Here is a 26,458-nt window from a genome sequence, read left to right as displayed (position 1 = left end):
TTTAACCATAAAAAAAGCGGCCGAAGCCGCTTTTTATTGGTCAGTTTATTCAGCCGGTGGATTATCACCAGTTTCATCATTAACCGTTTCGACTACTTCGACGCTTTCGCCTTTAATAGCTTCAAGCTCATCGATTTCAATTTCTTCGATACGTTGTAAACCAACTACTTGCTCTTCGTCAATAGTTCTTATCAAAATAACACCTTGAGTATTACGCCCAACGGTAGAAACTTCTTTAACACGTGTTCGAACAAGGGTACCACGATTAGAGATAATCATGATTTCGTCGTTTTCATCAACCTGTACTGCACCAACAACGGCGCCGTTACGCTCTGATACTTTGATTGATACCACACCTTGAGTCGCACGACTCTTCGATGGGTAATCTTCAAGCAGCGTACGTTTACCATAACCGTTTTCAGTCACAGTTAAGATAGCACCATCAGTTTTAGGTACAATTAACGAGACAACACGTTGGCCTTCAGCCATCTTGATACCACGAACACCGGTGGCTGTACGGCCCATCTGGCGCACACCCTTGAACTTAATTTCCGGGTTACCGTTTTCGTCAAGTACTGGGTTACCGTTTTCATCTAATACCGGTGACTCTTCTGCTTCTTTAAAGCGTACCACTTTACCTGCATCGGTAAATAGCATGATTTCATTGCTACCATCGGTAATATCAACACCGATGAGACTATCACCTTCATTCAGATTAACAGCGATAATACCACTTGCACGCTGGCGACTGTATGCAGTTAATGGCGTTTTCTTAACCGTACCGAATGCAGTTGCCATAAAGATGTATTTATCTTCTTCGTACTCACGTACTGGTAAGATTGCAGTAATACGTTCATCTGCTTCAAGTGGCAATAAGTTAACAATTGGCTTACCACGCGCAGCACGGCTTGCAAGCGGTAATTGATACACTTTAAGCCAGTATAAGCGCCCTGCCGTTGAGAAACATAAAATAGTATCGTGAGTGTTCGCAACCAGTAGACGCTCGATGAAATCTTCATCTTTCATCTTGGTTGCTGACTTACCTTTACCACCACGACGTTGTGCTTCGTAATCAGACAATGGCTGATACTTCACATATCCTTCGTGTGATAAGGTTACGACTACATCTTCTTCTGTGATCAAGTCTTCAAGGCTAATATCGTGAGCCGCGGCGTTAATTTCTGTACGACGCTCATCACCGTATTGCTCTTTAATTTCAACAAGCTCATCGCGAATAACTTCCATTAAACGCTCAGGAGAAGCAAGAATATATAAAAGCTCAGCAATTAAATCTAATAACGTTTGGTATTCGCTTAGAATCTTTTCATGCTCAAGGCCGGTTAGCTTATGTAGACGTAAATCTAGGATAGCTTGGGCTTGTTGCTCAGAAATATAATACTGACCATCACGAATACCCAAGTCATCAGCTAACCAATCAGGACGTGCGACATTGGCTTCGCCCGCTTTCTCAAGCATGGCTTTAACATTACCCAATTCCCACGGACGTGATGCTAAGGCAACTTTTGCTTCGGCTGGCGTAGGTGAGTTACGAATAAGCTCGATAATCGGGTCGATGTTAGCAAGGGCGATTGCTAAACCTTCAAGCATGTGCGCGCGATCACGGGCTTTACGTAAATCAAATACCGTACGGCGGGTAACAACTTCGCGGCGATGAATAATAAACTCTTCAAGCATTTCTTTTAAGTTGAAACACTTAGGTTGATTGTTGATCAGCGCAACCATATTCATACCAAACACAGTTTGTAACTGCGTTTGTGCATAAAGATTGTTTAAGATTACTTCACCTACGTCACCACGTTTGATCTCAATAACGATACGCATACCGTCTTTATCTGATTCATCACGTAATGCGCTAATTCCCTCGATCTTCTTCTCTTTAACAAGCTCAGCAATTTTTTCTATTAAACGAGCTTTATTAACTTGATAAGGAATTTCGTGAACAATGATCGTTTCACGACCACTTTTCTCATCCACTTCAATCTCAGCACGGGCACGCATGTACACTTTACCACGACCCGTTAAATAGGCTTGTTCAATGCCTTTTTTACCGTTAATAATCGCCGCAGTTGGGAAATCTGGACCCGGGATATATTCCATCAATTCGTGAATGGTCAATTCAGGGTTTTGAATGAGTGCTAAACACCCGTTCACAACTTCTGTTAAGTTATGAGGAGGAATGTTGGTCGCCATACCTACGGCAATACCCGAAGAACCATTAACCAATAAGTTAGGTACTTTGGTTGGTAATACGTCAGGAATTTGCTCTGTACCATCATAGTTAGGCACAAAATCAACCGTCTCTTTTTCAAGATCTGCTAATAGCTCATGAGACATTTTCGCCATACGAACTTCGGTATAACGCATTGCTGCTGCAGAATCACCATCAACAGAACCAAAGTTACCTTGGCCGTCAACTAACATATAACGTAAAGAGAAAGGCTGAGCCATACGTACAATGGTGTCGTACACTGCGCTATCGCCATGGGGATGGTATTTACCAATTACGTCACCAACCACACGGGCTGATTTTTTGTAAGGCTTATTCCAATCATTATTAAGCTCGTTCATAGCAAATAAAACGCGGCGGTGAACAGGTTTTAATCCATCACGTACGTCTGGCAGTGCTCGTCCTACGATTACGCTCATTGCGTAATCTAAATAGGAGTTTTTTAACTCGTCTTCAATATTGACTGGCAGAATTTCATTGGCGAAATCAGTCATTTGATATCACATTCCTTCAGTATATACCCACAAAGTGCCATATATGGGCGCTTGCGGGTATGTAGTTATTATTACCAAGTCATGCTACCACAATTAATTTAAATTTACAGGCGCTAAATCTTTGCGATTTATTAATTTCCCCCTATATAATGGCCTCAGATTGACGAGGAAGTTTTTTATGACCGAACATCAGAATGTAGATAGTGCAGAAATTGCAAAGTTTGAATCCATCGCTGAGCGATGGTGGGACCGCGAAGGAGAGTTTAAACCTCTTCATGAAATTAACCCATTACGCTTAGACTTTATTGCTGATAAAGCCAATGGCTTATTTGATAAAGAAACGCTGGATGTAGGCTGTGGAGGTGGCATCCTCAGTGAAAGTATGGCTCGCATGGGCGCACACGTTACCGGCATCGATATGGGCCAAGAGCCATTAACCGTTGCTAAACTACATAGTTTAGAAACCGGTGTGAAAGTTAACTATATTAAAGTACCTGCTGAACAGTTCGCTACTGAGCACCCTGCTCGCTTTGATACTATAACTTGCATGGAAATGTTAGAGCATGTTCCTGATCCTGCTTCTATCATTCGAGCAGTAGCCACCTTAGCAAAACCTGGCGCCGATGTATTTTTTTCTACCCTTAATAAAACCCCCAAAGCGTATCTGTATGCCATTATTGGTGCAGAAAAGTTATTGAAGATGGTGCCAGAAGGCACACACGATCACAAAAAATTTATCAAACCTGCACAACTTATTGCATGGGCAGAACAAGCGGGACTTAAAGTACGAGCGAGTGCTGGTCTAAGCTATAACCCACTATCAAAGCAATACAGTTTAAATACCGATGTTAGCGTTAATTATATTCTCCACTTTGAGAAACTTGCGTAATGGCTGGGTTTAATACAGCAGCACCTGCAATTGATTACGATGCTTTTATTTTTGATCTTGACGGTACACTGCTCGACACTGCAGATGATTTAGGTGCCGCACTGAATAACGTATTAATAGATCATAACTTTCCAGCTGTAGATTCACATATCTATCGCCCTGCGGCTTCTAATGGCGCTATGGCTCTACTCGAAGCGGGATTCGGGCAGCATTGGCATAACCAAACTAAACAAATGGATTTACGCCAGCAATTACTTGATTCATACGCTGATAATATTGCCACCCATAGTCAGTGTTTCACAGGTATTGCACAGTTATTGATTGCACTTGAACAACAGCAGATCAAATGGGGGATCATGACCAATAAGCCTGAATTTTTGACTACCCCTTTAGTCGCCGCAATCACTGAGCTAAATGATGCACAGGCAATCGTGTGTGGCGACACTTTAAATGTGGCAAAACCCTCACCGTTACCTTTACTGCATACAGCGCAACTATTAGATGTAGATCCAAGCCGCTGCTTGTACATTGGTGATGCCGAGCGCGACATTATTGCAGCTAAAGCAGCGAACATGCACAGTGCCACAGCTTTGTGGGGCTATATACCCAGTGAAGAGGAAGCACTGGGCTGGCAAGCTGATTTTAATTGGCAGTCACCTATTGATGCATTTAACCATATATAGTGGTTTACTAAAAATTAACCACTATATATTGTGACCGTGTTATTTTTTGCACATTGTTTGCCGATAAAAAAAGCAGCTTAAATTTATTTTTAAAATGGTTAAATTTAATAGATCATGAGTTGATTTTTATAAATTTCATTTTAATCAGATGGTCAAAGGTTAATGGCTACTAACACAAACGTGTTATCCCGAAGTTATCCACAATGTGGGGCATTTATGCCCCTTGCAAATGATCGCATACCACACTATCTTGTGATCCAGAGTTTGATGAACACCAGATGTTGTGGCTAAATGTTATTCAATTAAATTCGCACTAGAATAGTCTTATGACAATAAAATATTTATTCTAAGCAAAATGTATCACTAAAAAATTTTATATCCCAAGGAATACAGGCAAAACTATGAACCAACAGCTATCTGTAAGCAAACGTGACGGCCGTAAAGAGTCACTTGATTTAGATAAAATCCATCGCGTTATTGCTTGGGCCGCCGAAGGTCTAAATAATGTGTCTGTCTCACAAGTTGAGCTAAAATCACACATCCAGTTTTATGATGGCATTCGTACTGAAGACATCCATGAAACGATTATTAAGGCAGCCGCTGATCAGATCTCAAAAGAGTCTCCAGATTATCAATACTTAGCCGCCCGTTTAGCCGTATTCCATTTACGCAAAAAAGCCTATGGTCAATTTGAGCCGCCACGCTTATACGATCACATCGTGAAACTTGTTGAAGATAAGCGTTATGATGCTCACCTACTTGCCGATTACACCGAGCAAGAAATTGATCAACTCGATGAATACCTAGATCATGCACGCGATTTAAACTTCAGCTACGCTGCAGTTAAGCAGCTTGAAGGCAAATATTTAGTGCAAAACCGCGTAACAGGCGAAATTTATGAAAGCGCACAGTTTTTATATATTCTGGTTGCCGCAAGTTTATTCTCTGATTACCCAAAAGAAACACGTTTAGATTACATCAAGCGTTTTTATGATGCGGTATCAATGTTTAAGATTTCACTACCTACGCCAATTATGGCGGGGGTACGTACACCTACTCGTCAATTTAGTTCATGTGTCCTCATTGAGTGTGGTGACAGCCTAGATTCTATCAATGCCACGTCTTCAGCGATCGTTAAATATGTATCACAACGCGCAGGGATTGGTATTAATGCCGGTCGTATTCGTGCACTTGGCAGCCCTATTCGCAATGGCGAAGCGTATCACACAGGTTGTATTCCTTTTTATAAGCACTTTCAAACAGCAGTTAAGAGCTGTTCACAAGGTGGTGTACGCGGCGGTGCAGCCACCCTTTTCTACCCACTATGGCATTTAGAAGTTGAAAACTTATTAGTGCTTAAAAATAACCGTGGGGTTGATGATAACCGTGTTCGTCATTTAGATTACGGTGTGCAGTTTAATAAGCTAATGTACGCGCGTTTGATCAAAGATGATTACATTACATTATTTAGCCCATCAGACGTTCCAGGCCTGTACGACGCATTTTTTGAAGACCAAGATGAGTTTGACCGCCTTTATGTTCAGTATGAGCAAGATGAGTCAATACGTAAAAAACGCATTAAAGCGATTGAGTTATTCTCAATGTTTGCTCAAGAGCGTGCTAGCACCGGGCGTATTTATTTACAAAATGTTGACCACTGTAATACACACAGCCCATTTATCGCTAAAGTTGCGCCAATTCGTCAATCTAACTTATGTTTAGAAATTGCCTTACCAACTAAACCGCTTAGCAATGTAAATGATGAAGAAGGCGAAATCGCCCTGTGTACGCTATCAGCCTTTAACTTAGGTGCGATTGAGTCTCTTGATGAACTTGAAGAATTAGCAGAACTTGCCGTACGCGCCTTAGATAACTTACTTGATTTCCAAGACTACCCAGTTCCTGCGGCAAGAAATGCCACTATGGGTCGTCGTACTTTAGGAATAGGTGTAATCAACTATGCCTATTACCTTGCTAAAAACGGTAAGCGTTATTCTGATGGCAGTGCGAATGCACTAACGCATAAAACGTTCGAAGCGATTCAATATTATTTGATGAAAGCGTCAAATGAGCTTGCGAAAGAACGTGGTGCCTGCCCTAAGTTTAACGAAACCACTTATTCACAAGGGATCATGCCGACTGATACTTACAAGCGTGATTTAGATAAAATTTGTGATGAACCACTGCATTTAGATTGGGATACGTTACGTGCCAATATTAAAGAACATGGTATGCGTAATTCAACGTTATCTGCGTTAATGCCGTCTGAAACATCATCGCAAATTTCAAATGCAACCAATGGTATTGAGCCACCTCGCGGCCATATCAGTGTTAAAGCCAGTAAAGATGGTATTTTAAAACAGGTTGTTCCAGAATATGAGCGTTTAAAAGACAACTATGAACTATTGTGGGATATCCCATCAAATAAAGGTTACATAGAACTTGTTGGTATCATGCAAAAGTTTGTTGATCAAACTATCTCTGCAAATACTAACTATGATCCAAGTAAGTTCGAAGGCGGTAAAGTACCTATGAAGGTATTGCTGCAAGACTTATTAGGTGCATACAAACTTGGCGTTAAAACCCTTTACTATCACAACACCCGTGATGGCGCATCAGATGCACAAGATGATACACCGGAGCTGGAAGATGATGATTGTGCAGGCGGCGCGTGTAAAATTTAATCAATACTAATTATAAATTGGAAGCGGGCTATACGCCCGCTTTACCCTGTTCGTTTTTTGAGTGATCTTATGTCTTATACTACTTTTAGTCGAAACCATAATAACCAATTACAAGAACCGATGTTTTTCGGCCAAACCGTTAACGTATCGCGTTATGATCAACAGAAGTACCCTATCTTCGAAAAGTTAATTGAAAAACAACTGTCGTTCTTTTGGCGTCCTGAAGAAGTCGATGTGAGTAAAGACCGCTTAGATTTTCAAGCCCTACCAGAGCACGAAAAACATATATTCCTAAGTAACTTAAAATACCAAACTTTACTTGATAGTGTACAGGGGCGTTCACCCAATGTGGCACTACTGCCTATCGTATCAATCCCAGAGCTTGAAACTTGGATTGAAACATGGGCGTTTAGTGAAACAATCCATAGTCGCTCGTACACCCATATCATTCGTAACGTAACGCAATCACCTGAACTTATTTTTGATGACATCGTCAGTAACGATAAGATCAGCGAACGTGCTGATGCCGTAACTAAGTATTATGATGAGCTGATCAATAAAGTCGCTATTTACAACTTATATGGTGAAGGCAAACATACCCTCAATGGTGAGACTGTTCATATCAGCTTATTTGAACTTAAAAAGCTGTTATACCTTGCCATGATGTCTGTAAACATTCTTGAAGCAATTCGCTTTTATGTCAGTTTTGCCTGCTCATTCGCCTTTGCAGAGCGTGAATTGATGGAAGGTAATGCAAAAATTATCAAGCTTATCGCTCGCGATGAAGCCCTTCACCTATCAGGTACTCAGCATATTCTTAACATAATGCAAGATGGTAAAGACGATCCAGAGATGGCTATCGTTGCTGCGCAGTGTCGTGATGAAGCAATCAAGATGTTTGTGGATGCGGCTGAGCAGGAAAAAGAATGGGCAGAATACTTATTTAAAGATGGTTCAATGATTGGCTTAAACAAAGACATTTTATGTCAATACGTTGAATACATCACCAACGCACGTATGAGTGCGGTAGGCTTGCCAACACAATTCAAAACCAGCAGCAACCCTATTCCATGGATCAACTCATGGCTCGTGTCTGACAATGTACAAGTTGCCCCACAAGAAGCTGAGATCAGCTCTTATCTTGTTGGTCAAATTGATTCGCAAGTTGATGCGTCTGACTTTGGTGACTTTGATCTCTAATGAGCAGCAACAAAACTGCAAAGGTTTACTTTGCAGATAACAGCCAGTGCGTTGAATTTAGCACTGGCTGCCATTCCCTTTTAGACTGCCTTGAACAACAGCAATATGATATCCCTTTTCAATGCCGAGAAGGCTATTGCGGTGCTTGTCGCGCAACACTTAGCCAAGGACAAGTTATTTACAATGAAGAGCCGCTTGCGTTTGTACGTGACGGAGAAGTGCTACTGTGCTGCTGCAAACCCGATGGTGACATTACTCTGAGCTTTAAATAAACCCGCTAGTAGAGAAAAATATTTAAGTCGATTGCTATTAGTGCCAATCAAATTGTTTTGTTTCATAGCAATGCACTTTATCACTGATCATTAAGCTATTCTCATCGATAATAACATCCCAATTTAAACTACGCGTTAAGTCCATTTGAATATCATCTACAAACTGTTGATCAATTTCGATAATATGGCTATTTGCAAATAACTTCAAGCGTGACTCAGACTCAGTTAACCACTGACTATTGCTTGTCGATAAAATTAATAATTCGTCGACTTGTTTCGCTATTTTAAAAAGCTGATCAAGATTGGGCTGAGCCACACTTAACCATGTTTTATAATGATCATCCAACGCTTGTATACCAACATCTGGCTGCAGTCTATCTGAGAGTTTATTTAGCACCGCATTATTGTCGTAAGACAAAAGGCAATACCCTACTAGCTTTAAAACAAAATGCTCGAGCGTTTCATTTCTTGTTAACGCGGTGGTAAAAACCTCTTGATGATTTCGCTGCTGACGCAAGTCTGCAATGCTAAATCGTGCTTTAAAGATCCGGGCTTTATCAGACATAACATTCACCAAACTAGTGATTATTTCTACTTGAGTATAGCCTTACTAATGAAAATGTGTTTATTTTAAAGTTATGGTATAACATTATTGATTGGCTGAAATGATGGTGTTATATTATATCACAACATAATAGCCACGATGTAGTAACCATGATCCGACATTCATTAGTATCAACAGCAATTATCACTGCACTAAGTTCTTTTTCTGCTCATGCCGCGGTTGTATCAGGCCAAGTTCTAGATGATAAAAACCAACCGATCAGCCAAGCCGACGTGCATATACACGGTAAAGCTCAATCAATCAAAACTGATAATAATGGCCAGTTTAGTATTAATATCGACGCTAATAGTCAATTGCATATTAGTAAAGACAATTATGTTGATGCCCGTATTGCAGTCAATGAAACAAGTCCAGCATTACAGATTACCCTTGTTCCAACTTCAGTTGAAACAGTCGTGGTTTACGCTTCTGCCCTGCATAAAAATAGTTTAGAGATGATTTCACCGGTGAGTGTACTTAGCGGCGATGAACTACGCAATAAAGCACAGCCAACTTTAGGTGAAACCTTAAAAGGCATTCCTGGCGTAAATGCGAGTTATTTTGGCCCAGTCTCTTCAAGCCCGATAATCCGTGGCTTAGATGGTCCTCGCGTTAAAATCACCCAAAATGGTTTAGACAGCAGTGATGCATCAAGAATTGGTCCTGATCACGCAACATCAAACGACAGCCTAGCTGCTGAACAGATTGAAGTTTTGCGAGGCCCTGCGACGTTATTGTATGGTTCAGGTGCAATTGGCGGTGTTGTTAATGTGGTTGATAACCGAATTCCTACTGATAACATTGATCAATTAACCGGTGCAGTAGAATACAGCCACGATACTGTTTCAAACGCGAATACTTATGCAGCTAAGTTAGAAACAGGTCATAATAATTTTAACTTCCATTTTGATGGTACCAAACGTACTGGTGATGACTACCAAACTCCGCGCTTCAATTTACCAGAAGAAGAACACGAAGATCATGAGGGGCATGACGAAGAAGAGCATGAAACAGCAACCTCAGTTGAAAATACATTTATTGACAGTCAAACGGTTAACTTTGGTACTAGCTATGTGGGGGAGCATTTAACGTTAGGTCTCTCTTATGGGCGTATAGAAACAGATTATGGCATTCCAGCGCATAGTCACGAGCATGAACATGAACATGAACACGAGCATGAAGAAGGTGAAGAAGAAGCTATTTATGCACGCGTAGAACAAGATCGTTGGCAAGGTCTTATGAGTTATGCATTGCATAATAATTGGATTGAAACCATTAATTTACGCCTTGGTTATACTGACTATCGCCATGCAGAAATTGAAGATGGTACAATTGGTACAATCTTTAGTAATGAAACCACCGAAGCACGGTTTAATGTCGAACATAAAATAGGTAACTGGCATGGTATGGCAGGCTACCACTTTAGTGAATCTGACTACGACGCTGATGGTGAAGAAGCATTTACACCAGCGAGTAAAACCACAACCCATGCACTGTTTATCTTAGAAGAGCAACAGTTTGGCGATGTGACACTTGAGCTGGGTGCGCGTTTAGAAGATTATACCATTGATAGCAATGTTGATGCTTCAGCGCATGACCATGACCATGACCATGAAGATGAGCATACGGATGAACACGAAAATGAAGTAACAGCCTACAGTAAAAGTTTTACTAACCTAAGTGCTTCAGCAGGTGCTATTTGGCAATATACACCGGGCCAAAACGTGTCTCTTAGCGTATCACATTCAGAGCGCGCCCCATTATCTGCAGAGCTGCTTTCTAATGGTGTACATATTGCCACTGGCACTTATGAGCTAGGTTTAGGCTATGTGGTAGAAGACGGTGAAATTCATTTTGAACCGGAAAATATCAAACAAGAAACATCAACCAATATTGATTTTGGTTTTAGACGCTTTAGCGGTGATTTTGGTTATACCGTTAATTTTTTCTATAACGATATTAAAAACTTTTACTATCAGCAAAACACAGGCTTAGTATTTGATGAAGAACACGGCCTTGAGGCTGCAGAGCCAGGCCACGATGATGGTATGGCTGTTTATCAATTCGTTAGTAAAGATGCAAAATTATACGGTATTGAATTTGATGCTCACTATCAATTAAATTCAAATGCAATGGTCAAAGTATTTGGTGATTCAACCACAGCAAAACTTGCCGATGATGAAGGTTATTTACCTCGAATTCCAGCGAATAAGCTAGGATCAGAATTACAATATAATATAAGTGATTGGCAATTTAGCTTAACTGGCACTCATTACTTTGAACAAAATGACATTACAGCTTATGAAACAGCGACTGATGGTTATACCTTATTTGATGCACAAGCAAATTATCAATTAACTGTCGGCCCTGTCGACACGCAGTTTTATATCAATATTGATAACATCACTGATGAATTAGGTTTTGTACACAGCTCCTTTATTAAAGATCAAGCGCCATTACCAGGGCGAAACTTTAGACTCGGTGTTCGTGGTTACTTCTAACCGATTACACGATTAACTCAGTGTTTATAATGGCTGGGTTAATCAAAAATTGACTATAAAAAAACCACTCTTAAATAATTAAGAGTGGTTTTTTATTATGAGCATAAAACGCTCATAAAAAAGCTATTAAAGAATAGCGTGTAACTCAACATCAAATACAAGCGTTGAGAAAGGTGCAATCGCTGCACCTGCGCCACGTTCACCATAAGCAAGCTCATGAGGAACATAAATACGCCATTTCGTGCCAACAGGCATCATTTGTAATGCTTCAGTCCAACCTTTGATAACGCCACCAACTGGGAACTCAGCAGGCTGACCACGCTCATAAGAGCTATCAAAAACAGTACCGTTGATAAGTGTACCGTGATAATCAACACGCACTGTAGACTCTGCTGTTGGCTTTTCGCCTTCACCTGTTGCAAGTACTTCGTATTGAAGACCTGACTCAGTTACAGTGATTTCAGCACGCTTTGCATTTTCTTCTAAGAATGCAATACCTTCAGCTGCGAGTACTTTAGCTTCTTCTTCACGACGAGCTTGAATTTCAGTGTTGATTTTTTCGAAAGCAGCTTGGATCTCAGGGATCTCAACTTGGAAATCGCCACCCGTATAAGCATCTTTCATGCCTGCAAATACTGAATTTAAGTTTAAACCTTCGAATGGGTTTGCTTTAAGTTGCTCACCCATTTGTAAGCCAATACCGTAACTTGCTTTTTCAGCATCTGTAGTAAAATTATCTGACATAATGTGTTTCACGTTTTGTTTATACCAAGCGTAATAACCTTGGTATCAGTTAAAAGACGCGCCTATGCTATCATAAAAAAAAGCCCTTTTGGGCTTCTTTAAGATTAGTTTTTAGGGAGTTTTCGCTTAATGAAGCGCGCCGCAAAAGTAAATATAGGTAAACTGATCAAAATACCAGCAAGGAGTGGACGACTCAGTAATGCTTGCGGACCTATGAGTATTACAGGGACCACTAACAAGCCAAAAAGGCCAATATAAATTGCTGCTACTTCTGGCCAATGCTTATCATATTTGGTGATCAAATGGGCTGATAAAATATTAAAGCCTAAGCAATACGCCATTGCAGTCATTAATACCTGCTCAGGTTGTGAATCGATAGCCATCTTAACCAATAAATTAATTGCACTGTGGTAACAATAGCCAAATACACTCCACAACAATACATGTTTGAGTATTCTTTGAGCTGTATTTAATTGATTTTGTTTTGACATGCTAAACTCCAGATAGCAAAAAGCCGCCCATAAGGCGGCTTTTTAAATATGGTGGAGAGATAGGGATTTGAACCCTAGATGGGCTACAAACCCATGCCGGTTTTCAAGACCGGTGCATTCGACCACTCTGCCATCTCTCCGTACGGCGCGGATAATAGTGGTTACTCGCCTTGTTGTAAAGTCCTAAAATAAAAAAACCGAAATTAATTGTAATAATGACGCTACTAACAGCAAAACTAAGTTAATAATACTGTTTTGGACGTTTCGCAATCCACGAGCATAATAGACACACAAGTAAGCTAAAAGTAACAAAACTTAGCCCTTGGAAAATTAAGTCATAGCGATTGAGATCATCACTTGGTACTAAAACCAATATAAATGCAGGTAGAATACTAAGCACTAACACATAGCAGCACACTTTAAATGCCCTGCCAAAATCAAATCGTCTGGTACGCTGCATCCACCACGCTAAGATAACAACAATACCTATTGATGACATTGCAATTAAATGAGGAGTCTGTGTGCTAAAAGCCGTGTAAAGAGTGATAGCAGCGCCAACAAAGCCCCATAGAGACCACGTTAGCCATTTTTCTTTTTCACGTAAAAATAAATTTCCCATTGTTCTCGTCTTTTTTATCGTTATTGTTATAAGACATTCCATACACTAACAAAAAACAACAGATTAAAAAACAAACCGTAGAAGAATTATTGTTCGCATCCTAGCGCTTCTCACAGCCAACGTATAACGAAGCAAAGGTAACAAAAGCAACCTTAATACAGTATGACTATGATGGCGCTGAGAAGTTCACTTTATAATGTACTGAAAAAATCGTCGACGTGATGTCGTGCAGGCTTAGTGCAATCAACAACCGCAGTGCCTAAATAAAGGTAACCGACAATTTCATCTTGCTCAGCAAGGCCAAGTGCATTCTTTACTGCAGCACTTTGCGCAAAGTAGCCGGTACGCCAAATACCAGCCAACCCTTGTGCAAACGCTGCCTGTTGCATTGCAAACACCGCACAACCTGCGCTTTGTATTTGTTCAATTCGAGGAACTTTTGGGTGCGCTTGATACTTTGCCACGGCAATGATGATCATGGGTGCTCGCTGCGGTAACTCTTTAGCACGACTGATGGTTTTTTCATCTTGTTGTTCTGCAATCGCACTTTGATAATAAATCTCACCCAAGCGATCGCGCCCTGTTTCTTCTACAATAAAAAATTGCCAAGGGGCCAAACCACCATGATCGGGAACTTTTAATGCAGCCTTTTTAATGTTGTCTAATTGTGCTTGATTGGGTCCAGGGAAACTTAATTTGGGATCAGATTGGCGAGTTAATAACAGCTCAATAGCGTCCATAGCAATTCTCTACTTTAAAAAGAAACTAGCATAACATTGTTAGCGAACGCTAAGAAAGTTAGAAAGTTAGAAAGTTAGAAAGTTAGAAAGTTAGAAAGTTAGAAAGTTAGAAAGTTAGAAAGTTAGAAAGTTAGAAAGTTAGAAAGTTAGAAAGTTAGAAAGTTAGAAAGTTAGAAAGTTTGCAGCGAGTGCTGCAAACTTACAAACAAATATCGCGATTATTCGAGCCTTTTTCGTAACCAGTGATCCACACTCACAAAGCGTCCACCACCAGTAAAAAACAAGCTTAGTAACATAGCAAAATAGATGGCTGAAAATTCAATGCCATTATTTAATATGGAGGGTTTGCCCTTTTCATATAGGTAATCCGGGAAACCATGCTCTTCAACTAAATCGCGAATTTTTTCAATGCGATCTTTAACCTCACGAGAATTATCGAGGCTTTCTTTAGCACCGGGAATAGCTAACCAATCAAGTACTTGAGCAGCACTGGTATCGGGATCAGTCGGCGCAATAGCAAACCAACCATTGTGCCAATGTACAGAGGTTGCAGCAACGACCATAGTAAACATCAGTGGAATACTCACTAGGCGTGTAAATAAACCAATCAACAACAGCCAACCGCCTAGAAATTCGCTCCAACCAGCTAAAAAAGCCAGTAAGTCAGGAAAAGGTAAGCCTAAGCCCCAATCAGCATTGCCAAACCAACTAACAACATCAGGAGAAGCTAGAAAAAATTCAAAAAAGCCCGTGTCTCCACCACTTATATTGAGCTTGTTATAACCCGCGATGATCATAACAGGCGCGAGTATCAATCTAAATAGTAAGGCAGGCAGACCATCAAACAAGGCCATTTTTTGTAGGGACGTTTTATAGAGTGTGATCAATGTATTCATCGTAGCAGTCTAGTCTTTTGAAATGTATTAAACAAAGACCGCTACGACAGAAAGTTTATTTCAACTAAATTTTACGCGCAACTTGAAGCGCTTCATAAATAGCTCGTTTTGCATCAATTGCTGACGCTAACTTAGCCCCACCAATCACATGTACTTTTGGATGCTCAGTTAATTGGGACATAACCTCATTGTTAGACACTTGGCCGATACACGCAATGACTGTGTCAACAGGTAAAACTTGCTGCTCTGCTGCTACTGTAATTTTCAAGCCTTGGGCATCAAAGTGATGGTACTGACAATCAGCAATTTGTTTTACACCATGTTGCTTTGCAACTTGGCGATGTATCCAACCCGTGGTTTTGCCAAGGTCACTGCCAAAGCGCCCAGCACTGCGTTTGAGCATAAATAGCTGGCGACTATCTTTATGCGGTGTTGGCTCGCACTCAATACCCCACTGGGTTTTAAACTCAGTGATAGTTTGATTTTTATGCTCACTTAAAAAAGCAACCATATCAAAACCAATGCCACCGGCACCTAAAATCGCAATCGACTGCCCCAATTCAACCTCACCACGGATCACTTCATCATAAGAAAAAACCCGTTTGCCATCAGCGCAGGTAAAGTTTGCTTCTCGCGGACGAACGCCGGTGGCAAAAACAACATCATCGTATTGATCAAGCATACTATCTGTATATGCAGTGTTGAGCGTTACTGTAACCTTAAGACGCTCAAGTTCGTTTATAAAATACCGAAGGGTGTGATTAAAATCTTCTTTGCCTGGGATTCGCATTGCTAAATTAAACTGACCGCCCATATCGGTGTTTTTATCAATCAGTGTGACTGTATGGCCTTTTTGTGCCAAGTAGCAGCTCGCTGATAACCCCGCAGGGCCAGCACCAACGACCAATACGTTTTTAGCTTTTTGCGTGTGTTCAAGCGGGTAATCTAATTCAAAGCCCGCTTGAGGGTTTACTAAACAAGTGGCTCGCTTGCCTTTGAATACATGATCTAAGCACCCTTGGTTACAGCCGATACAAATATTAATTTGTTCACTGTGTTGTGATTGGTATTTATTAAAAAACTCAGGATCGGCAAGCAGTGGGCGTGCCATCGAAATTAAATCTGCATCCCCTGCTGTTAAAATTTCATTGGCAATTGCAGGCGTGTTAATCCTATTTACCGCAATGACAGGCACTGACACCACTTCTTTTAAGCGTTTTGATGCTTCTTTAAATGCACCAGGGGGTACCATACTGGCAATGGTGGGCACACGCGCTTCATGCCAACCAATACCGGTATTAAATATATCAACACCAGCCTGCTCTAACGCTTTAGCTTGAATTGTGACTTCTTGCGGCGTTGATCCATTTGGGATCAGATCCATCACTGATAAACGAAAGATGATTAAAAACTCTTTCGCTACTTTCGCCCGAACTGCTTTAACAATGTCTAACGCTAAACGCATCCGGTTTTCTAAACTTCCCCCGTATTCGTCTGTGCGTTTATTGGTATGTGGCGCCATAAACTCATTGATCAGATAACCTTCAGAGCCCATAACTTCAACGCCATCATAACCTGCCTTTTGCGCTAAATAAGCTGACTGAGCAAAATCTTTAATGGTTTTTTTAATTGCACCAGCAGACATCGCCTTTGGTGTATAAGGGTTAATAGGCGCTTTTATTGCACTCGGGGCTTGATTAAATGGATGATAAGCGTAACGACCAGCGTGTAATAATTGTAAGCAAATCTTTCCGCCATGTTGGTGTACAACGTCAGTGTAGGCACGATGTTTAACTACATCATAATAGCTGTTAAATGAGGATGAAATAGGGGTTAACTTACCACGCAGATTAGGACTATAACCACCCGTGATAAGCATAGCGGTACCACCTTTAGCGCGTGCTTCATAAAAAGCACGAAGTCGTTTTCTATTATGCCACCCCTCTTCAAGCCCAGTGTGCATTGACCCCATCACTAAGCGATTGCGTAATTGTGTGTGTTTTAATTGTAGTTGTTGTTCTAACATCCTCTGCCCCGTTAACTGGTCTAACCTCTATACATTAGCGAATTTTGCTTGAATGGCAAGTAATAAGCAACAAAAGCACTAAATTATGTATGGTATTGACCGTTAACGTTGTAAATAACGTCATTCATAAATACTTAGTTACGATTTAACAGTTAAATAAATTTTTATTCTAGGCTAAGATGGAGTTAGATATAAGTTGTACCAGACTAAGGATTTATTTTGATTGCAAAGCTGTTTAAAGGACTCTGGGCAGGAATTAACTTTTCTCGTCGTTTAGTTCTCAATTTTTTATTTGTACTAATTGTGATTCTTTTCATTGTCTCAATAGCCAGTGATGACGATGAAATTAAAGTTGCCGATACTTCTGTGCTCAGGCTCAACCTCAATGGACCAATCGTAGAAGAAAAAACCTACGTAGATCCAATTGAAGCAGCCATCAATGATGCCACAATGGGTAACGAAGAGCCGGCAGAAATTTTACTCGATGATATTGTTGAAGTAATTGACCAAGCAACTAAAGATGATCGTATTAGTGTCATTTTGCTCGATTTACAAAAAATGCCGAATGCGCATTTGAATAAATTAAAGCAAATCACACAGGCGCTTGATCGTTTTAAAGCGACAGGTAAAAAAGTAATTGCATCAGGCTATTATTACTCTCAAGCGCAATATTACCTTGCGGCTCATGCAAATGAAGTCTCAATGCACCCTTACGGTGGTGTTGAAATTCAAGGTTTTGCTATGTACCCACTGTATTTTAAAGATGCATTAGAGAAGCTGGGTATCACACAGCATATCTTCCGCGTTGGCACATTTAAATCTGCAGTTGAACCATTTATTCGTAATGATATGTCGGATGCAGCCAAAGAAGCTAACAGAGTTTGGCTAGGTGCCTTATGGCAAGAATACAAGCAAGATGTAGCCGCAGTACGCCCATTTGATGAAACAAACTTTGATGAAACTATGGATATCTTCCTTGCAAAAATGCAAGCTGTGAATGGTGATTCAGGTCGGTACGCACTTGAACATCAATGGGTAGATTCATTAAAAACGAATCAGCAAGTTCGCCAAGAATTGATTGCATTAGTAGGTACTGAAGAAACTGGTAAAACCTTTAATCAAGTTTCATTTAATGAATATTTATCATTAATTAAACCGCCTATTGAGTTTGATAACCCAGTAACTGAAAAAGTCGCTGTTGTTGTTGCTCGCGGTACTATTTCTGACGGCGAACGTAAAGCGGGTGAAATTGGGGGTGACTCTACTGCGGCATTATTACGTAAAGCGCGCTTAGATGAAAAAGTAAAAGCCGTGGTGCTACGTATTGATTCAGGCGGTGGCAGCATGTTTGCGTCTGAAGTTATTCGCGCTGAAGTACTGGCCCTTAAAGCAGCAGGCAAGCCTGTGATTGCTTCTATGAGTTCTGTAGCAGCGTCTGGCGGTTATTGGATTGCATCAGCAGCTAATGAAATTTGGGCTGCACCAAGTACAATTACCGGCTCAATTGGTGTATTTGGTAATTTTATGACCTTTGAAAACACGATGGCTAAACTCGGCGTGTATTCTGATGGTGTAGCAACGACTGAAATGGGTGGCCTATCAATCGCTCGCCCGCTTGATGAAAAGATGGCGCAAGTTATTCAATTAAGCGTTGAAGATGCCTATCAACGCTTTTTAGAAGTCGTTGCACAAGCACGGAATATGACCCCAGAGCAAGTCGATAACATTGCCCAAGGCCGTGTATGGATTGCAAGCCAAGCACAAGAGCTAGGCTTAATTGATAAGCTTGGTAATAAGCAAGATGCAATAAAAGCTGCCGCTGAACTTGCTAAACTTGATTTTTATGAAGTTAAAACCATCAAGCAGAGTCTTTCTGGGCAAGAGCAATTAATGCAAGATATATTTGGTAATGCATCAGTTAAGGCATTTATCGGCTCACAAAGTAGCTTACAAAATCTATTATCAAATAAAGCGTCAATCAATGGCTTAGTGAAGCAGTTAACCTCTGAGGTTGAAAGCTTACAAGATTACAATGATCCGCAAGGAATTTATGCACGTTGTTTAGTGTGTAACGTTATTCAGTAAATCAGTCGTTCTCGACTGTACTCTATATCTGCACAGGTTATACTAAGCCCAGTTTTTTTTACTGGGCTTTTTTATGAAACGTAAACGTATTTATATCGCATACACGGGCGGTACAATTGGCATGAAAAAATCAAGCCGAGGTTATATTCCTGCGGATGGCTTTTTAACACAAACCGTAGTAAACAATGCTGAATTTAATCGTGATGAAATGCCTTTATTCGATATTCACGAGTATTGCCCGTTAATTGATTCATCAGACATGTCCCCTGCCCATTGGCAATTAATTGCTGATGACATTAAAAGTAAGTACCAAGACTATGATGGTTTTGTGGTACTCCATGGTACAGATACCATGGCCTATACCGCATCTGCACTGTCATTTATGTTTGAGAACTTGACCAAGCCAATAATTGTCACTGGCTCACAAATTCCCCTTTCACAGCTACGCTCTGATGGCCAAGTCAAATTTACTCAATGCCATGTATTTAGCGGCAAATTACCCAATCGCAGAAGTCAGCTTATTTTTTAATAATCAACTATTTCGTGGTAATCGCGCAACGAAAGCACACGCAGACGGGTTTGATGCTTTTGCCTCGCCAAACCTCGAGCCACTGGCTTTATCAGGTATCAACATTCAGTTACTCAAGGGGCAGTTGAGTCCGTATGTTGAAAATGAACTACAAGTCACCAACATCACACCGCAGCCTATTGGGGTGTTGTACTTGTATCCTGGGATCAGTCATGCCGTGGTTAAAAGTCTAGTAAACGATAATATCAAAGCCTTGGTATTATTGAGCTTTGGTGTAGGTAATGCTCCACAAGATCCAGAGTTTTTAGAGATCCTAGCCAGCGCAAGTATACGCGGCATGGTGATCATCAATCTAACTCAATGCTTAAAAGGTCATGTCAATATGGGCGGTTATGCAACAGGTAATGCATTACTCAATATTGGTGTGATCAGTGGCTATGATATGACACTGGAAGCATGCTTAACTAAATTACATTACTTGTTTAGCCAAAAGCTTGAAATTGAAACCATTCGCCATCTAATGCAAGATAACTTACGTGGTGAGTTGAGTCGCTAAGCTGGATTGCTGACAATAAAAACATTGTTTAAAACTAAAAGGCACGCTAATTAGCGTGCCTTTTATTTAAACCGTTTAGTCTAATTAACGAACTTTTGCGTCAATATCAACTAAGTCAGTTAAATGGCATACTTCACCACTGTGGGTTTTAATACCATGCTCACCAAAGTAATCTCGCTGAGCCTGTACTAAATGACCATTACTTGGCGTAGTTAGTGTGGCGAAATACGTTTGCGTTGAGCTTAATACCGGAAATGCTAATCCGGTCATCATAGCTTGACCTGTGACTTTACGCAGTGCGAGTGACTCTTTTTCAAGGGTATCAATAAACTCAACACCCTCAGCAATGTTATCTAAATAATCAGCACGAATAATACAGCCTGCACGCCATGTTTGTAGCGTTTTAGATAAGTCTACTTTCCACTGATGCGCCCGCGATGCGCCTTTAATAAGCGCAAGGCCTTGGCGATATGCCAATAAGCTTGCAAACAAGAAAGCATCTTTAAGTTCGTCTAAATCAAGCTCAACTTGTGACGTTGCTTTAGCAGCATAAGTCATTTCTTTTGCAGCGTGTGTATCGCCGGTATTGGTTAGATGACGCGCTTGAACTGCAGCTACCAATGAAGGGACTGCTATACCTAGTTCTAGTGCATTTTGCGCAGTCCATAAACCAGTGCCTTTGGCGCCTACTTTATTGTCAATTAAATCAACAAGGGCTTCCGCTTCGTCAGTTTCTAACGATAAGATATGGCTTGAAATAGATAGTAAGTAGCTATTTAGTGAGCCTTCAGACCATTGGTTAAAAATTTCAGCAACTTCATGTGGTGTACGGTTGGTGCCTAAACGCAATAATTGATACATTTCAGCAATTAATTGCATTAATGCGTATTCGATGCCGTTGTGCACCATTTTAACAAAATGACCACTGGCAGATTGACCTACACGGGCAAAACACGACTCACCTTTGTAACTGGCAGCCACTTTTTCAAACCATGGCTCGACACGCTCCCAGCCACCTTCTGAACCACTTGCCATCATTGCAGGACCATGACGAGCACCTTCTGCACCGCCAGAAATCCCCATAGTGGCAAATTCAAATTTATTTTGATATTTAAGTTTACGCGTTATGCCATCTTTATAGTTACTATTTCCGCAATCGACAATAATGTCGTCGCAATCAACACCCGCTTCAACTAATTCGTTACACACTTTATCAACTAACTCACCTGCTGGTACTAATAACAAGATTGAGCGAGGTGGCGTTAACCGTTTTACCATATCAGCTAAATCAGACACAATGTGCAGACGATCTGCCATGCCTTGTAATTTAGCACAGCTTAATAGCTCTTCGCCCGCATCTGGGTTTTTATCATAAGCTACTAGCGTCATACCCTGTTCTATCAAGTTCAGAGCAAGATTTTTACCCATAACGCCTAACCCGACTAATGCAACTTGCATTTAGTGTCCTCCTCGGTAACAACTATTGGTTAGTAAATGAAAATAATACCGCGCGCATTATACCCAAGCCACTTAAAAATGCGAGCCTAGAGACAGATACCACTGCGTATATATTATGAAACCTGTACTGCGGATAATAAATTACTTATTCACAGTTCATAAGAACATACATTCTGCGCGATTATAGCAAACAACCAATCACTGAGGGCGATAAATTTTCCTAGCTTGGATGTAGCCCGATCATTGACGGAATCTGACACCGGTGTCATAATGTGGTAATATTTATTTTGTATAAAATAATGGCAGCATAATAAGTTACACAGCTTTTATAGATGTATTAGCTGCCAATAAAAACCGTATTATGCGTGTAAAACGACATATATAAATAACGAAAAACCGTCAACCTGCTTATAATTTAATAAGCCTACAGGAGAATTTGATGCTTAGACGCACAAAAATAGTCGCGACCCTTGGACCTGCAACCGATCGAGATAATAACTTAGAAAAAATAATCCGTGCTGGTGCAAACGTAGTGCGTTTGAACTTTTCACACGGTGTTGCACAAGATCACAAAGATCGCGCTCAAGCTGTGCGTGATATTGCTAAAAAATTAGGTAAGCACATTGCTATTTTAGCTGACTTACAAGGCCCTAAAATTCGTGTATCTACTTTTAAAGATGGCAAAGTATCACTGGCCGTTGGCGCTAAATTTATCTTAGATGCAAAAATGGAAAAAGGCCAAGGCGATATTAACGCAGTTGGTATTGATTACAAAGAATTGCCACAAGACGTCGCACCAGGTGATTTATTACTATTAAACGATGGCTTAATTCAATTGACCGTTGCAAATGTTGAAGGTCATTTAGTTCATACCACAGTAACCGTGGGTGGTGTGTTATCAAATAACAAAGGGATCAACCGCTTAGGGGGTGGTTTAACTGCACCTGCGTTTACTGAAAAAGATAAAGAAGATTTAATTACTGCCGCTGAAATTGGCGTTGATTATATTGCAGTTTCATTCCCGCGCAGTGGTGATGATATGCGATATGTGCGTTCACTTGCCGAAGCTGCAGGTTCAAACGCACAATTGCTAGCTAAAATTGAGCGTGCTGAAGCAGTAGAAACCGTTGAAGCTGTTGATGATATCGTATTAGCATCGGATGCTGTAATGGTTGCACGAGGTGACTTAGGTGTAGAAATTGGCGATGCCGCATTAATGGGTAAGCAAAAGCTTATTATTCGTCGCGCTCGTTCACTTAATCGTACTGTGATCACCGCAACGCAAATGATGGAATCAATGATTGATAACCCGATGCCAACGCGTGCAGAGGTTATGGATGTTGCCAATGCTGTACTAGATGGTACTGATGCTGTGATGCTTTCAGCTGAAACAGCTGCTGGTGATTACCCTGAAGAAACCGTTGCAACTATGGCACGCGTTTGTTTAGGTGCAGAATCACAAAAAGAAACGCACGTTTCTAAGCATCGTTTAGATAGCCGTTTCTCGTCAAACGCTGAATCAATTGCTTTATCTGCCATGTATGCGGCAAACCACTTAGATTCTGTGAAGGCGATTGTAACGTTAACTGAATCAGGCAGCACGGCTAAATTAATGTCACGTATTAGCTCTGGGTTACCAATTTATTCATTGTCTCGTCACGCAAGTACACTTGGTCAAACAGCATTATATCGTGGTGTTTACCCCGTATTTTTTGACTCAACACAATGTGAAAAAGATAACATGGTAAAAGATGCTCTTAACACCTTAGTTGCATCAGGCTCTTTACAATCAGGTGACACTGTTATTCTTACTCACGGTGATGCAATGGAAACCATCGGCGCAACCAACACCATGAAAATAGTGACAGTTGCTTGATCAGCCACTTCAGCTAGAAGTTAAAACTAAAAAACGCGAGCGCACTGAGCTCGCGTTTTTTATTTAATAAAAAAGCGTTTTAATACAACTTGTACTAACTAATATTAACTTGCTAACGCAGCTTTAACTTTGTCACGATAACTACGGCTTACCTTTAGTTCTTGACCATTGTCTAGCACTAACAAATACTCACCACTGACCTGGGTAACTAGCTTACTAATTTGTTTTGTATTGACTATTGCACTGCGATGTACGCGGACAAATAATTGTGGATCAAGTTCCTGCTCTAACTCTTTCATTGTTTTGCGAAGGATATGAGTTTGTCCATCTTGGCAATGCAAACACATATAATCACCAGCAGCGTCAACCCATTGAATTGTTGCGACAGGAACACGGATTATTTCTCCTTGTTCTTTCACAGCTAAAGACTCTGGGTAACGTCGATCTGTTAATGTATCGCCGGTGGCGAGTTTTTTCAAAATCTCTTCACAATTATTGCCAGTAATTCCAGCGACAAAACTTGCCAATTTCTTTTTATGGGCGTTGTCTTGTTGCGTCTTCAAGTAGGTATGCACTTTCTCTACCGCCTGTTTAAGTCTATTGTCATCGACTGGTTTAAGAATATAATCTAAAGCATGAATTTCAAACGCTTTGACTGCGAACTGATCAAATGCTGTAACAAATACAATCGCAGGTAGTGCTCTGACACTTTCACTCAGTGCTCTAGCTACCTCAAATCCATTCATTCCAGGCATTTGAATATCTAAAAAAACTAAATCTATTTTCCCTGCTTGGCATGCATCTATGGCTTCTTGTCCAGAGCTACAAAGTTGCATGACTTCAATATCATCAAATTCTTCTAATCTAACTGCTAAACCTCTACGAGCTAAAGGTTCATCATCAACAATCAGGGTCTTAATCTTGCTCATTTTTTCACAGCCTTTTCAAACGGAACGCGCAGATTAACCTTCAATCCACTTGGCGTATTATGTGACAACACAAACGAATAGTTATTCTCATATAAGGTTTTTAAACGGTCTTTAGTATTTGCCACCCCAACCCCTTGTGAGTTAACCAATTGGCCATTAAGTAATTCTGTACCAGGGCCATTATCGCCTACTTCCAATAATAGTTCATTAGCAAAAACTTGTGCTTTAATATCAATCACTCCCCCCTCTGTGAGATGAGCTATCGCATATTTAATCGCGTTTTCAATGATCGGTTGCAAAATCAAGCTTGGCACTAATGCATTTTTTGCTTCATCGCTGACTTGTACATTCACTTGAAGTCGTTCATCAAAGCGCACTCGCTCTATTTCAAGATAGAGCATCAATGCATGTAACTCTTGTTCAAGTGGTACTTTTTTTATTGGATCAGTATTGAGTGTATAGCGTAAGAAATCACTTAACTTTGACACCATTAAATTAGCATCTTTATTTTCTTTTACCAAAATCAACGTCGATATGGCATTCAAAGTATTAAATAAAAAGTGTGGATTTAACTGATAACGAAGCATCTTTAATTGCGCTTCATGGGCCATGGTCGTTGCTTTAAGGGCCTTTTGTCGCTCACTTTGCAAGAGCTGATAATATTTAATACCAAAATACAAACCACTCCAACAAAGGATAATATAAACCGAATCTAAACCTTGCTGAAAATAGTAAAACCACTCTGTTGGGCGATAGCCATGGCGGTAAATTTCCCATAAATTAAATTTTTGGATCACCGCCCATAAAGTACCGGTAACATAAGACGCAGTGAACACCACCAGCATTAAAATCCAAGGGGCTGCATTCCAGACCTTACGATACATATACCGTAATGGCACAGTCATTAAACATCCGGCGTAAGCATTGAGCACGATCACAAATACATAGATATCGCGCATTTCAAATACTTTAGAGCCAATGTAGTTAACAAGTGCATAACCTATCCAACCGGCGATCTGTAAGACCCAAAAAAACCGTTGGCGGTTATCAACTAAGGATTGCCAATTCAAAATAGTTAATTACCTCATTTATTTGTAATTATTATATAGCGTTAATTGGGGTGGGATCACTACCGACTATCTCGCTTTTCACGAGGCTTACCGCAAAGATTTTAGTTAGAAATGAGTACACAGTTTATTTTAGCCACAAAAAAAGGAGCCATGGGCTCCTTTTCATTACTTATTTTAAAGCTTAAGCTGCCGCTAGGCCTTCTTTTGCTTTTGCAACAAGCGCTGCGAATGCAACTTGGTCATAAACAGCGATATCTGCAAGGATCTTACGATCGATTTCTACAGAAGTCTTTTTAAGACCATTGATAAAACGGCTGTAAGACAGACCATTTTGACGTGAAGCAGCATTGATACGTGCAATCCATAATTGACGGAAAGTACGTTTCTTAGCACGACGGTCACGGTAAGCGTATTGACCCGCTTTAGTAACAGCCTGGAAAGCTACGCGGTAAACACGTGAACGTGCTCCGTAGTAACCTTTTGCTTGTTTTAAAACTTTTTTGTGACGTGCACGTGCGACAACGCCGCGTTTAACTCTTGCCATTTCTAAAAACCCCTATTAAGCGAATGGTAACATACGTGAAACTAGACCATGGTCATTTTTATGAACCATCATCTTAGGACGTAGGTGTAACTTACGCTTAGAAGTTTTCTTAGTCAGAATGTGACGAAGATGCGCTTGTTTACGCTTGAAACCGCCAGAAGCAGTTTTCTTGAAACGCTTAGCTGCGCCTCTGTGACTTTTTAGCTTATAAGCCATTGCAATAACTCCAAATGTATTGCTTTAAAATTAGTAAGCAGGCGTGAGATATATTGCTACAGCTCCACTTTTAGGCCTAACTTACTGCCATATTCCGGTGAAAA

The 26,458-nt window shown here is 40.6% G+C and carries 21 protein-coding genes, 1 tRNA gene and 1 pseudogene; 9 read left to right on the top strand and 14 right to left on the bottom strand.

Features of this window, described 5'->3' with window-relative positions; all coding sequences use genetic code 11:
- Positions 1-45: 45 nt before the first annotated feature.
- Complete coding sequence (gyrA, locus tag KAN5_RS05425) at positions 46-2,742, bottom strand: DNA topoisomerase (ATP-hydrolyzing) subunit A (RefSeq protein ID WP_244390662.1); 2,697 nt, start codon at positions 2,740-2,742, stop codon at positions 46-48.
- 178 nt (positions 2,743-2,920) lie between these two features.
- Here gyrA and ubiG point away from each other — a divergent pair, with 178 nt between their 5' ends.
- The 5 genes from ubiG to yfaE all read left to right on the top strand — a co-directional run bounded on the left by ubiG (position 2,921) and on the right by yfaE (position 8,470).
- On the top strand, positions 2,921-3,631 hold the full coding sequence (gene ubiG, locus KAN5_RS05420) for a bifunctional 2-polyprenyl-6-hydroxyphenol methylase/3-demethylubiquinol 3-O-methyltransferase UbiG (RefSeq protein ID WP_244390661.1): 711 nt from the start codon (positions 2,921-2,923) through the stop codon (positions 3,629-3,631).
- Positions 3,631-4,314, top strand: a complete 684-nt coding sequence (locus tag KAN5_RS05415; protein ID WP_244390660.1) for an HAD-IA family hydrolase — start codon at positions 3,631-3,633, stop codon at positions 4,312-4,314. The genes ubiG and KAN5_RS05415 overlap by 1 nt, the downstream gene beginning before the upstream one ends.
- A gap of 401 nt (positions 4,315-4,715) precedes the next feature.
- Positions 4,716-6,998, top strand: coding sequence for a class 1a ribonucleoside-diphosphate reductase subunit alpha (nrdA, locus tag KAN5_RS05410; RefSeq protein WP_016707226.1), 2,283 nt, complete (start codon positions 4,716-4,718; stop codon positions 6,996-6,998).
- A 69-nt stretch (positions 6,999-7,067) separates the two neighbouring features.
- Complete coding sequence (nrdB, locus tag KAN5_RS05405; protein ID WP_029216021.1) at positions 7,068-8,198, top strand: class Ia ribonucleoside-diphosphate reductase subunit beta; 1,131 nt, start codon at positions 7,068-7,070, stop codon at positions 8,196-8,198.
- Positions 8,198-8,470 carry a class I ribonucleotide reductase maintenance protein YfaE gene (gene yfaE, locus KAN5_RS05400; RefSeq protein ID WP_016707228.1) on the top strand — a complete coding sequence of 91 codons (273 nt, stop codon included), beginning with the start codon at positions 8,198-8,200 and terminating at the stop codon, positions 8,468-8,470. The genes nrdB and yfaE overlap by 1 nt, the downstream gene beginning before the upstream one ends.
- A 37-nt stretch (positions 8,471-8,507) precedes the next feature.
- On the opposite strand, the gene KAN5_RS05395 is transcribed toward yfaE, so the two are convergent.
- Positions 8,508-9,035, bottom strand: a complete 528-nt coding sequence (locus KAN5_RS05395; protein ID WP_244390659.1) for a YaeQ family protein — start codon at positions 9,033-9,035, stop codon at positions 8,508-8,510.
- 149 nt (positions 9,036-9,184) lie between these two features.
- Here KAN5_RS05395 and KAN5_RS05390 point away from each other — a divergent pair, with 149 nt between their 5' ends.
- Complete coding sequence (locus KAN5_RS05390) at positions 9,185-11,575, top strand: TonB-dependent receptor (RefSeq protein WP_244390658.1); 2,391 nt, start codon at positions 9,185-9,187, stop codon at positions 11,573-11,575.
- Between the two features lie 126 nt (positions 11,576-11,701).
- On the opposite strand, the gene KAN5_RS05385 is transcribed toward KAN5_RS05390, so the two are convergent.
- The 7 genes from KAN5_RS05385 to KAN5_RS05355 form a co-directional block, all read right to left on the bottom strand.
- Positions 11,702-12,319, bottom strand: a complete 618-nt coding sequence (locus KAN5_RS05385) for an FKBP-type peptidyl-prolyl cis-trans isomerase (protein ID WP_064666301.1) — start codon at positions 12,317-12,319, stop codon at positions 11,702-11,704.
- A gap of 104 nt (positions 12,320-12,423) precedes the next feature.
- Positions 12,424-12,810, bottom strand: coding sequence for a hypothetical protein (locus tag KAN5_RS05380; RefSeq protein WP_016707232.1), 387 nt, complete (start codon positions 12,808-12,810; stop codon positions 12,424-12,426).
- Between the two features lie 49 nt (positions 12,811-12,859).
- Positions 12,860-12,950 (bottom strand) — tRNA-Ser (locus KAN5_RS05375).
- 101 nt (positions 12,951-13,051) lie between these two features.
- On the bottom strand, positions 13,052-13,429 hold the full coding sequence (locus KAN5_RS05370; RefSeq protein ID WP_016707233.1) for a hypothetical protein: 378 nt from the start codon (positions 13,427-13,429) through the stop codon (positions 13,052-13,054).
- A 191-nt stretch (positions 13,430-13,620) separates the two neighbouring features.
- Positions 13,621-14,169: an NAD(P)H nitroreductase gene (locus KAN5_RS05365; protein WP_244390657.1), complete on the bottom strand. Its 549-nt coding sequence runs from the start codon at positions 14,167-14,169 to the stop codon at positions 13,621-13,623.
- Positions 14,170-14,387: 218 nt separating this feature from the next.
- Complete coding sequence (locus tag KAN5_RS05360) at positions 14,388-15,065, bottom strand: DoxX family protein (protein ID WP_244390656.1); 678 nt, start codon at positions 15,063-15,065, stop codon at positions 14,388-14,390.
- 64 nt (positions 15,066-15,129) lie between these two features.
- Positions 15,130-17,091, bottom strand: a complete 1,962-nt coding sequence (locus tag KAN5_RS05355) for an NADPH-dependent 2,4-dienoyl-CoA reductase (RefSeq protein WP_244390655.1) — start codon at positions 17,089-17,091, stop codon at positions 15,130-15,132.
- Positions 17,092-17,310: 219 nt separating this feature from the next.
- On the opposite strand from KAN5_RS05355, the gene sppA reads away from it, so the two are divergent.
- Both sppA and ansA read left to right on the top strand, forming a co-directional pair.
- Positions 17,311-19,176 (top strand): signal peptide peptidase SppA, encoded by a 1,866-nt coding sequence (gene sppA, locus KAN5_RS05350; protein WP_138554318.1) that lies wholly within the window; start codon positions 17,311-17,313, stop codon positions 19,174-19,176.
- A gap of 73 nt (positions 19,177-19,249) precedes the next feature.
- Positions 19,250-20,261: pseudogene (gene ansA, locus KAN5_RS05345) on the top strand (asparaginase).
- Positions 20,262-20,345: 84 nt separating this feature from the next.
- On the opposite strand, the gene gndA reads toward ansA, so the two are convergent.
- Entirely contained in the window at positions 20,346-21,719 is a 1,374-nt protein-coding gene (gndA, locus tag KAN5_RS05340; protein ID WP_016707240.1) for an NADP-dependent phosphogluconate dehydrogenase, read from the bottom strand.
- Positions 21,720-22,158: 439 nt separating this feature from the next.
- Between gndA and pyk the strand changes: the two genes are divergently transcribed.
- Positions 22,159-23,595: a pyruvate kinase gene (pyk, locus tag KAN5_RS05335; protein ID WP_016707241.1), complete on the top strand. Its 1,437-nt coding sequence runs from the start codon at positions 22,159-22,161 to the stop codon at positions 23,593-23,595.
- Positions 23,596-23,699: 104 nt separating this feature from the next.
- Here the strand turns inward: pyk and KAN5_RS05330 are convergent, their stop codons facing one another.
- The 4 genes from KAN5_RS05330 to rpmI form a co-directional block, all read right to left on the bottom strand.
- Complete coding sequence (locus KAN5_RS05330) at positions 23,700-24,524, bottom strand: LytTR family DNA-binding domain-containing protein (protein WP_016707243.1); 825 nt, start codon at positions 24,522-24,524, stop codon at positions 23,700-23,702.
- Complete coding sequence (locus tag KAN5_RS05325) at positions 24,521-25,594, bottom strand: histidine kinase (protein WP_016707244.1); 1,074 nt, start codon at positions 25,592-25,594, stop codon at positions 24,521-24,523. Before KAN5_RS05325 ends, KAN5_RS05330 begins: the two co-directional genes overlap by 4 nt.
- A gap of 181 nt (positions 25,595-25,775) precedes the next feature.
- Complete coding sequence (gene rplT, locus KAN5_RS05320; protein ID WP_008110477.1) at positions 25,776-26,138, bottom strand: 50S ribosomal protein L20; 363 nt, start codon at positions 26,136-26,138, stop codon at positions 25,776-25,778.
- Positions 26,139-26,153: 15 nt separating this feature from the next.
- On the bottom strand, positions 26,154-26,354 hold the full coding sequence (gene rpmI / locus KAN5_RS05315; protein ID WP_004587840.1) for a 50S ribosomal protein L35: 201 nt from the start codon (positions 26,352-26,354) through the stop codon (positions 26,154-26,156).
- Between the last annotated feature and the right edge of the window lie 104 nt (positions 26,355-26,458).

Origin of the sequence: Pseudoalteromonas sp. KAN5 (assembly GCF_022846535.1) — a bacterium.
GTDB classification, from domain to species: domain Bacteria; phylum Pseudomonadota; class Gammaproteobacteria; order Enterobacterales; family Alteromonadaceae; genus Pseudoalteromonas; species Pseudoalteromonas haloplanktis.
The sequence above is the reverse complement of the archived record's forward strand: the minus strand, read 5'-3'. Positions and strand labels throughout refer to the sequence as shown.

Bases quoted from the DNA above. Each gene is read 5' to 3' on its own strand.
- gyrA (WP_244390662.1), bottom strand. From the start codon at position 2,742: ATGACTGATTTCGCCAATGAAATTCTGCCAGTCAATATTGAAGACGAG.
- ubiG (WP_244390661.1), top strand. From the start codon at position 2,921: ATGACCGAACATCAGAATGTAGATAGTGCAGAAATTGCAAAGTTTGAA.
- KAN5_RS05415 (WP_244390660.1), top strand. From the start codon at position 3,631: ATGGCTGGGTTTAATACAGCAGCACCTGCAATTGATTACGATGCTTTT.
- nrdA (WP_016707226.1), top strand. From the start codon at position 4,716: ATGAACCAACAGCTATCTGTAAGCAAACGTGACGGCCGTAAAGAGTCA.
- nrdB (WP_029216021.1), top strand. From the start codon at position 7,068: ATGTCTTATACTACTTTTAGTCGAAACCATAATAACCAATTACAAGAA.
- yfaE (WP_016707228.1), top strand. From the start codon at position 8,198: ATGAGCAGCAACAAAACTGCAAAGGTTTACTTTGCAGATAACAGCCAG.
- KAN5_RS05395 (WP_244390659.1), bottom strand. From the start codon at position 9,035: ATGTCTGATAAAGCCCGGATCTTTAAAGCACGATTTAGCATTGCAGAC.
- KAN5_RS05390 (WP_244390658.1), top strand. From the start codon at position 9,185: ATGATCCGACATTCATTAGTATCAACAGCAATTATCACTGCACTAAGT.
- KAN5_RS05385 (WP_064666301.1), bottom strand. From the start codon at position 12,319: ATGTCAGATAATTTTACTACAGATGCTGAAAAAGCAAGTTACGGTATT.
- KAN5_RS05380 (WP_016707232.1), bottom strand. From the start codon at position 12,810: ATGTCAAAACAAAATCAATTAAATACAGCTCAAAGAATACTCAAACAT.
- KAN5_RS05370 (WP_016707233.1), bottom strand. From the start codon at position 13,429: ATGGGAAATTTATTTTTACGTGAAAAAGAAAAATGGCTAACGTGGTCT.
- KAN5_RS05365 (WP_244390657.1), bottom strand. From the start codon at position 14,169: ATGGACGCTATTGAGCTGTTATTAACTCGCCAATCTGATCCCAAATTA.
- KAN5_RS05360 (WP_244390656.1), bottom strand. From the start codon at position 15,065: ATGAATACATTGATCACACTCTATAAAACGTCCCTACAAAAAATGGCC.
- KAN5_RS05355 (WP_244390655.1), bottom strand. From the start codon at position 17,091: ATGTTAGAACAACAACTACAATTAAAACACACACAATTACGCAATCGC.
- gndA (WP_016707240.1), bottom strand. From the start codon at position 21,719: ATGCAAGTTGCATTAGTCGGGTTAGGCGTTATGGGTAAAAATCTTGCT.
- pyk (WP_016707241.1), top strand. From the start codon at position 22,159: ATGCTTAGACGCACAAAAATAGTCGCGACCCTTGGACCTGCAACCGAT.
- KAN5_RS05330 (WP_016707243.1), bottom strand. From the start codon at position 24,524: ATGAGCAAGATTAAGACCCTGATTGTTGATGATGAACCTTTAGCTCGT.
- rplT (WP_008110477.1), bottom strand. From the start codon at position 26,138: ATGGCAAGAGTTAAACGCGGCGTTGTCGCACGTGCACGTCACAAAAAA.
- rpmI (WP_004587840.1), bottom strand. From the start codon at position 26,354: ATGGCTTATAAGCTAAAAAGTCACAGAGGCGCAGCTAAGCGTTTCAAG.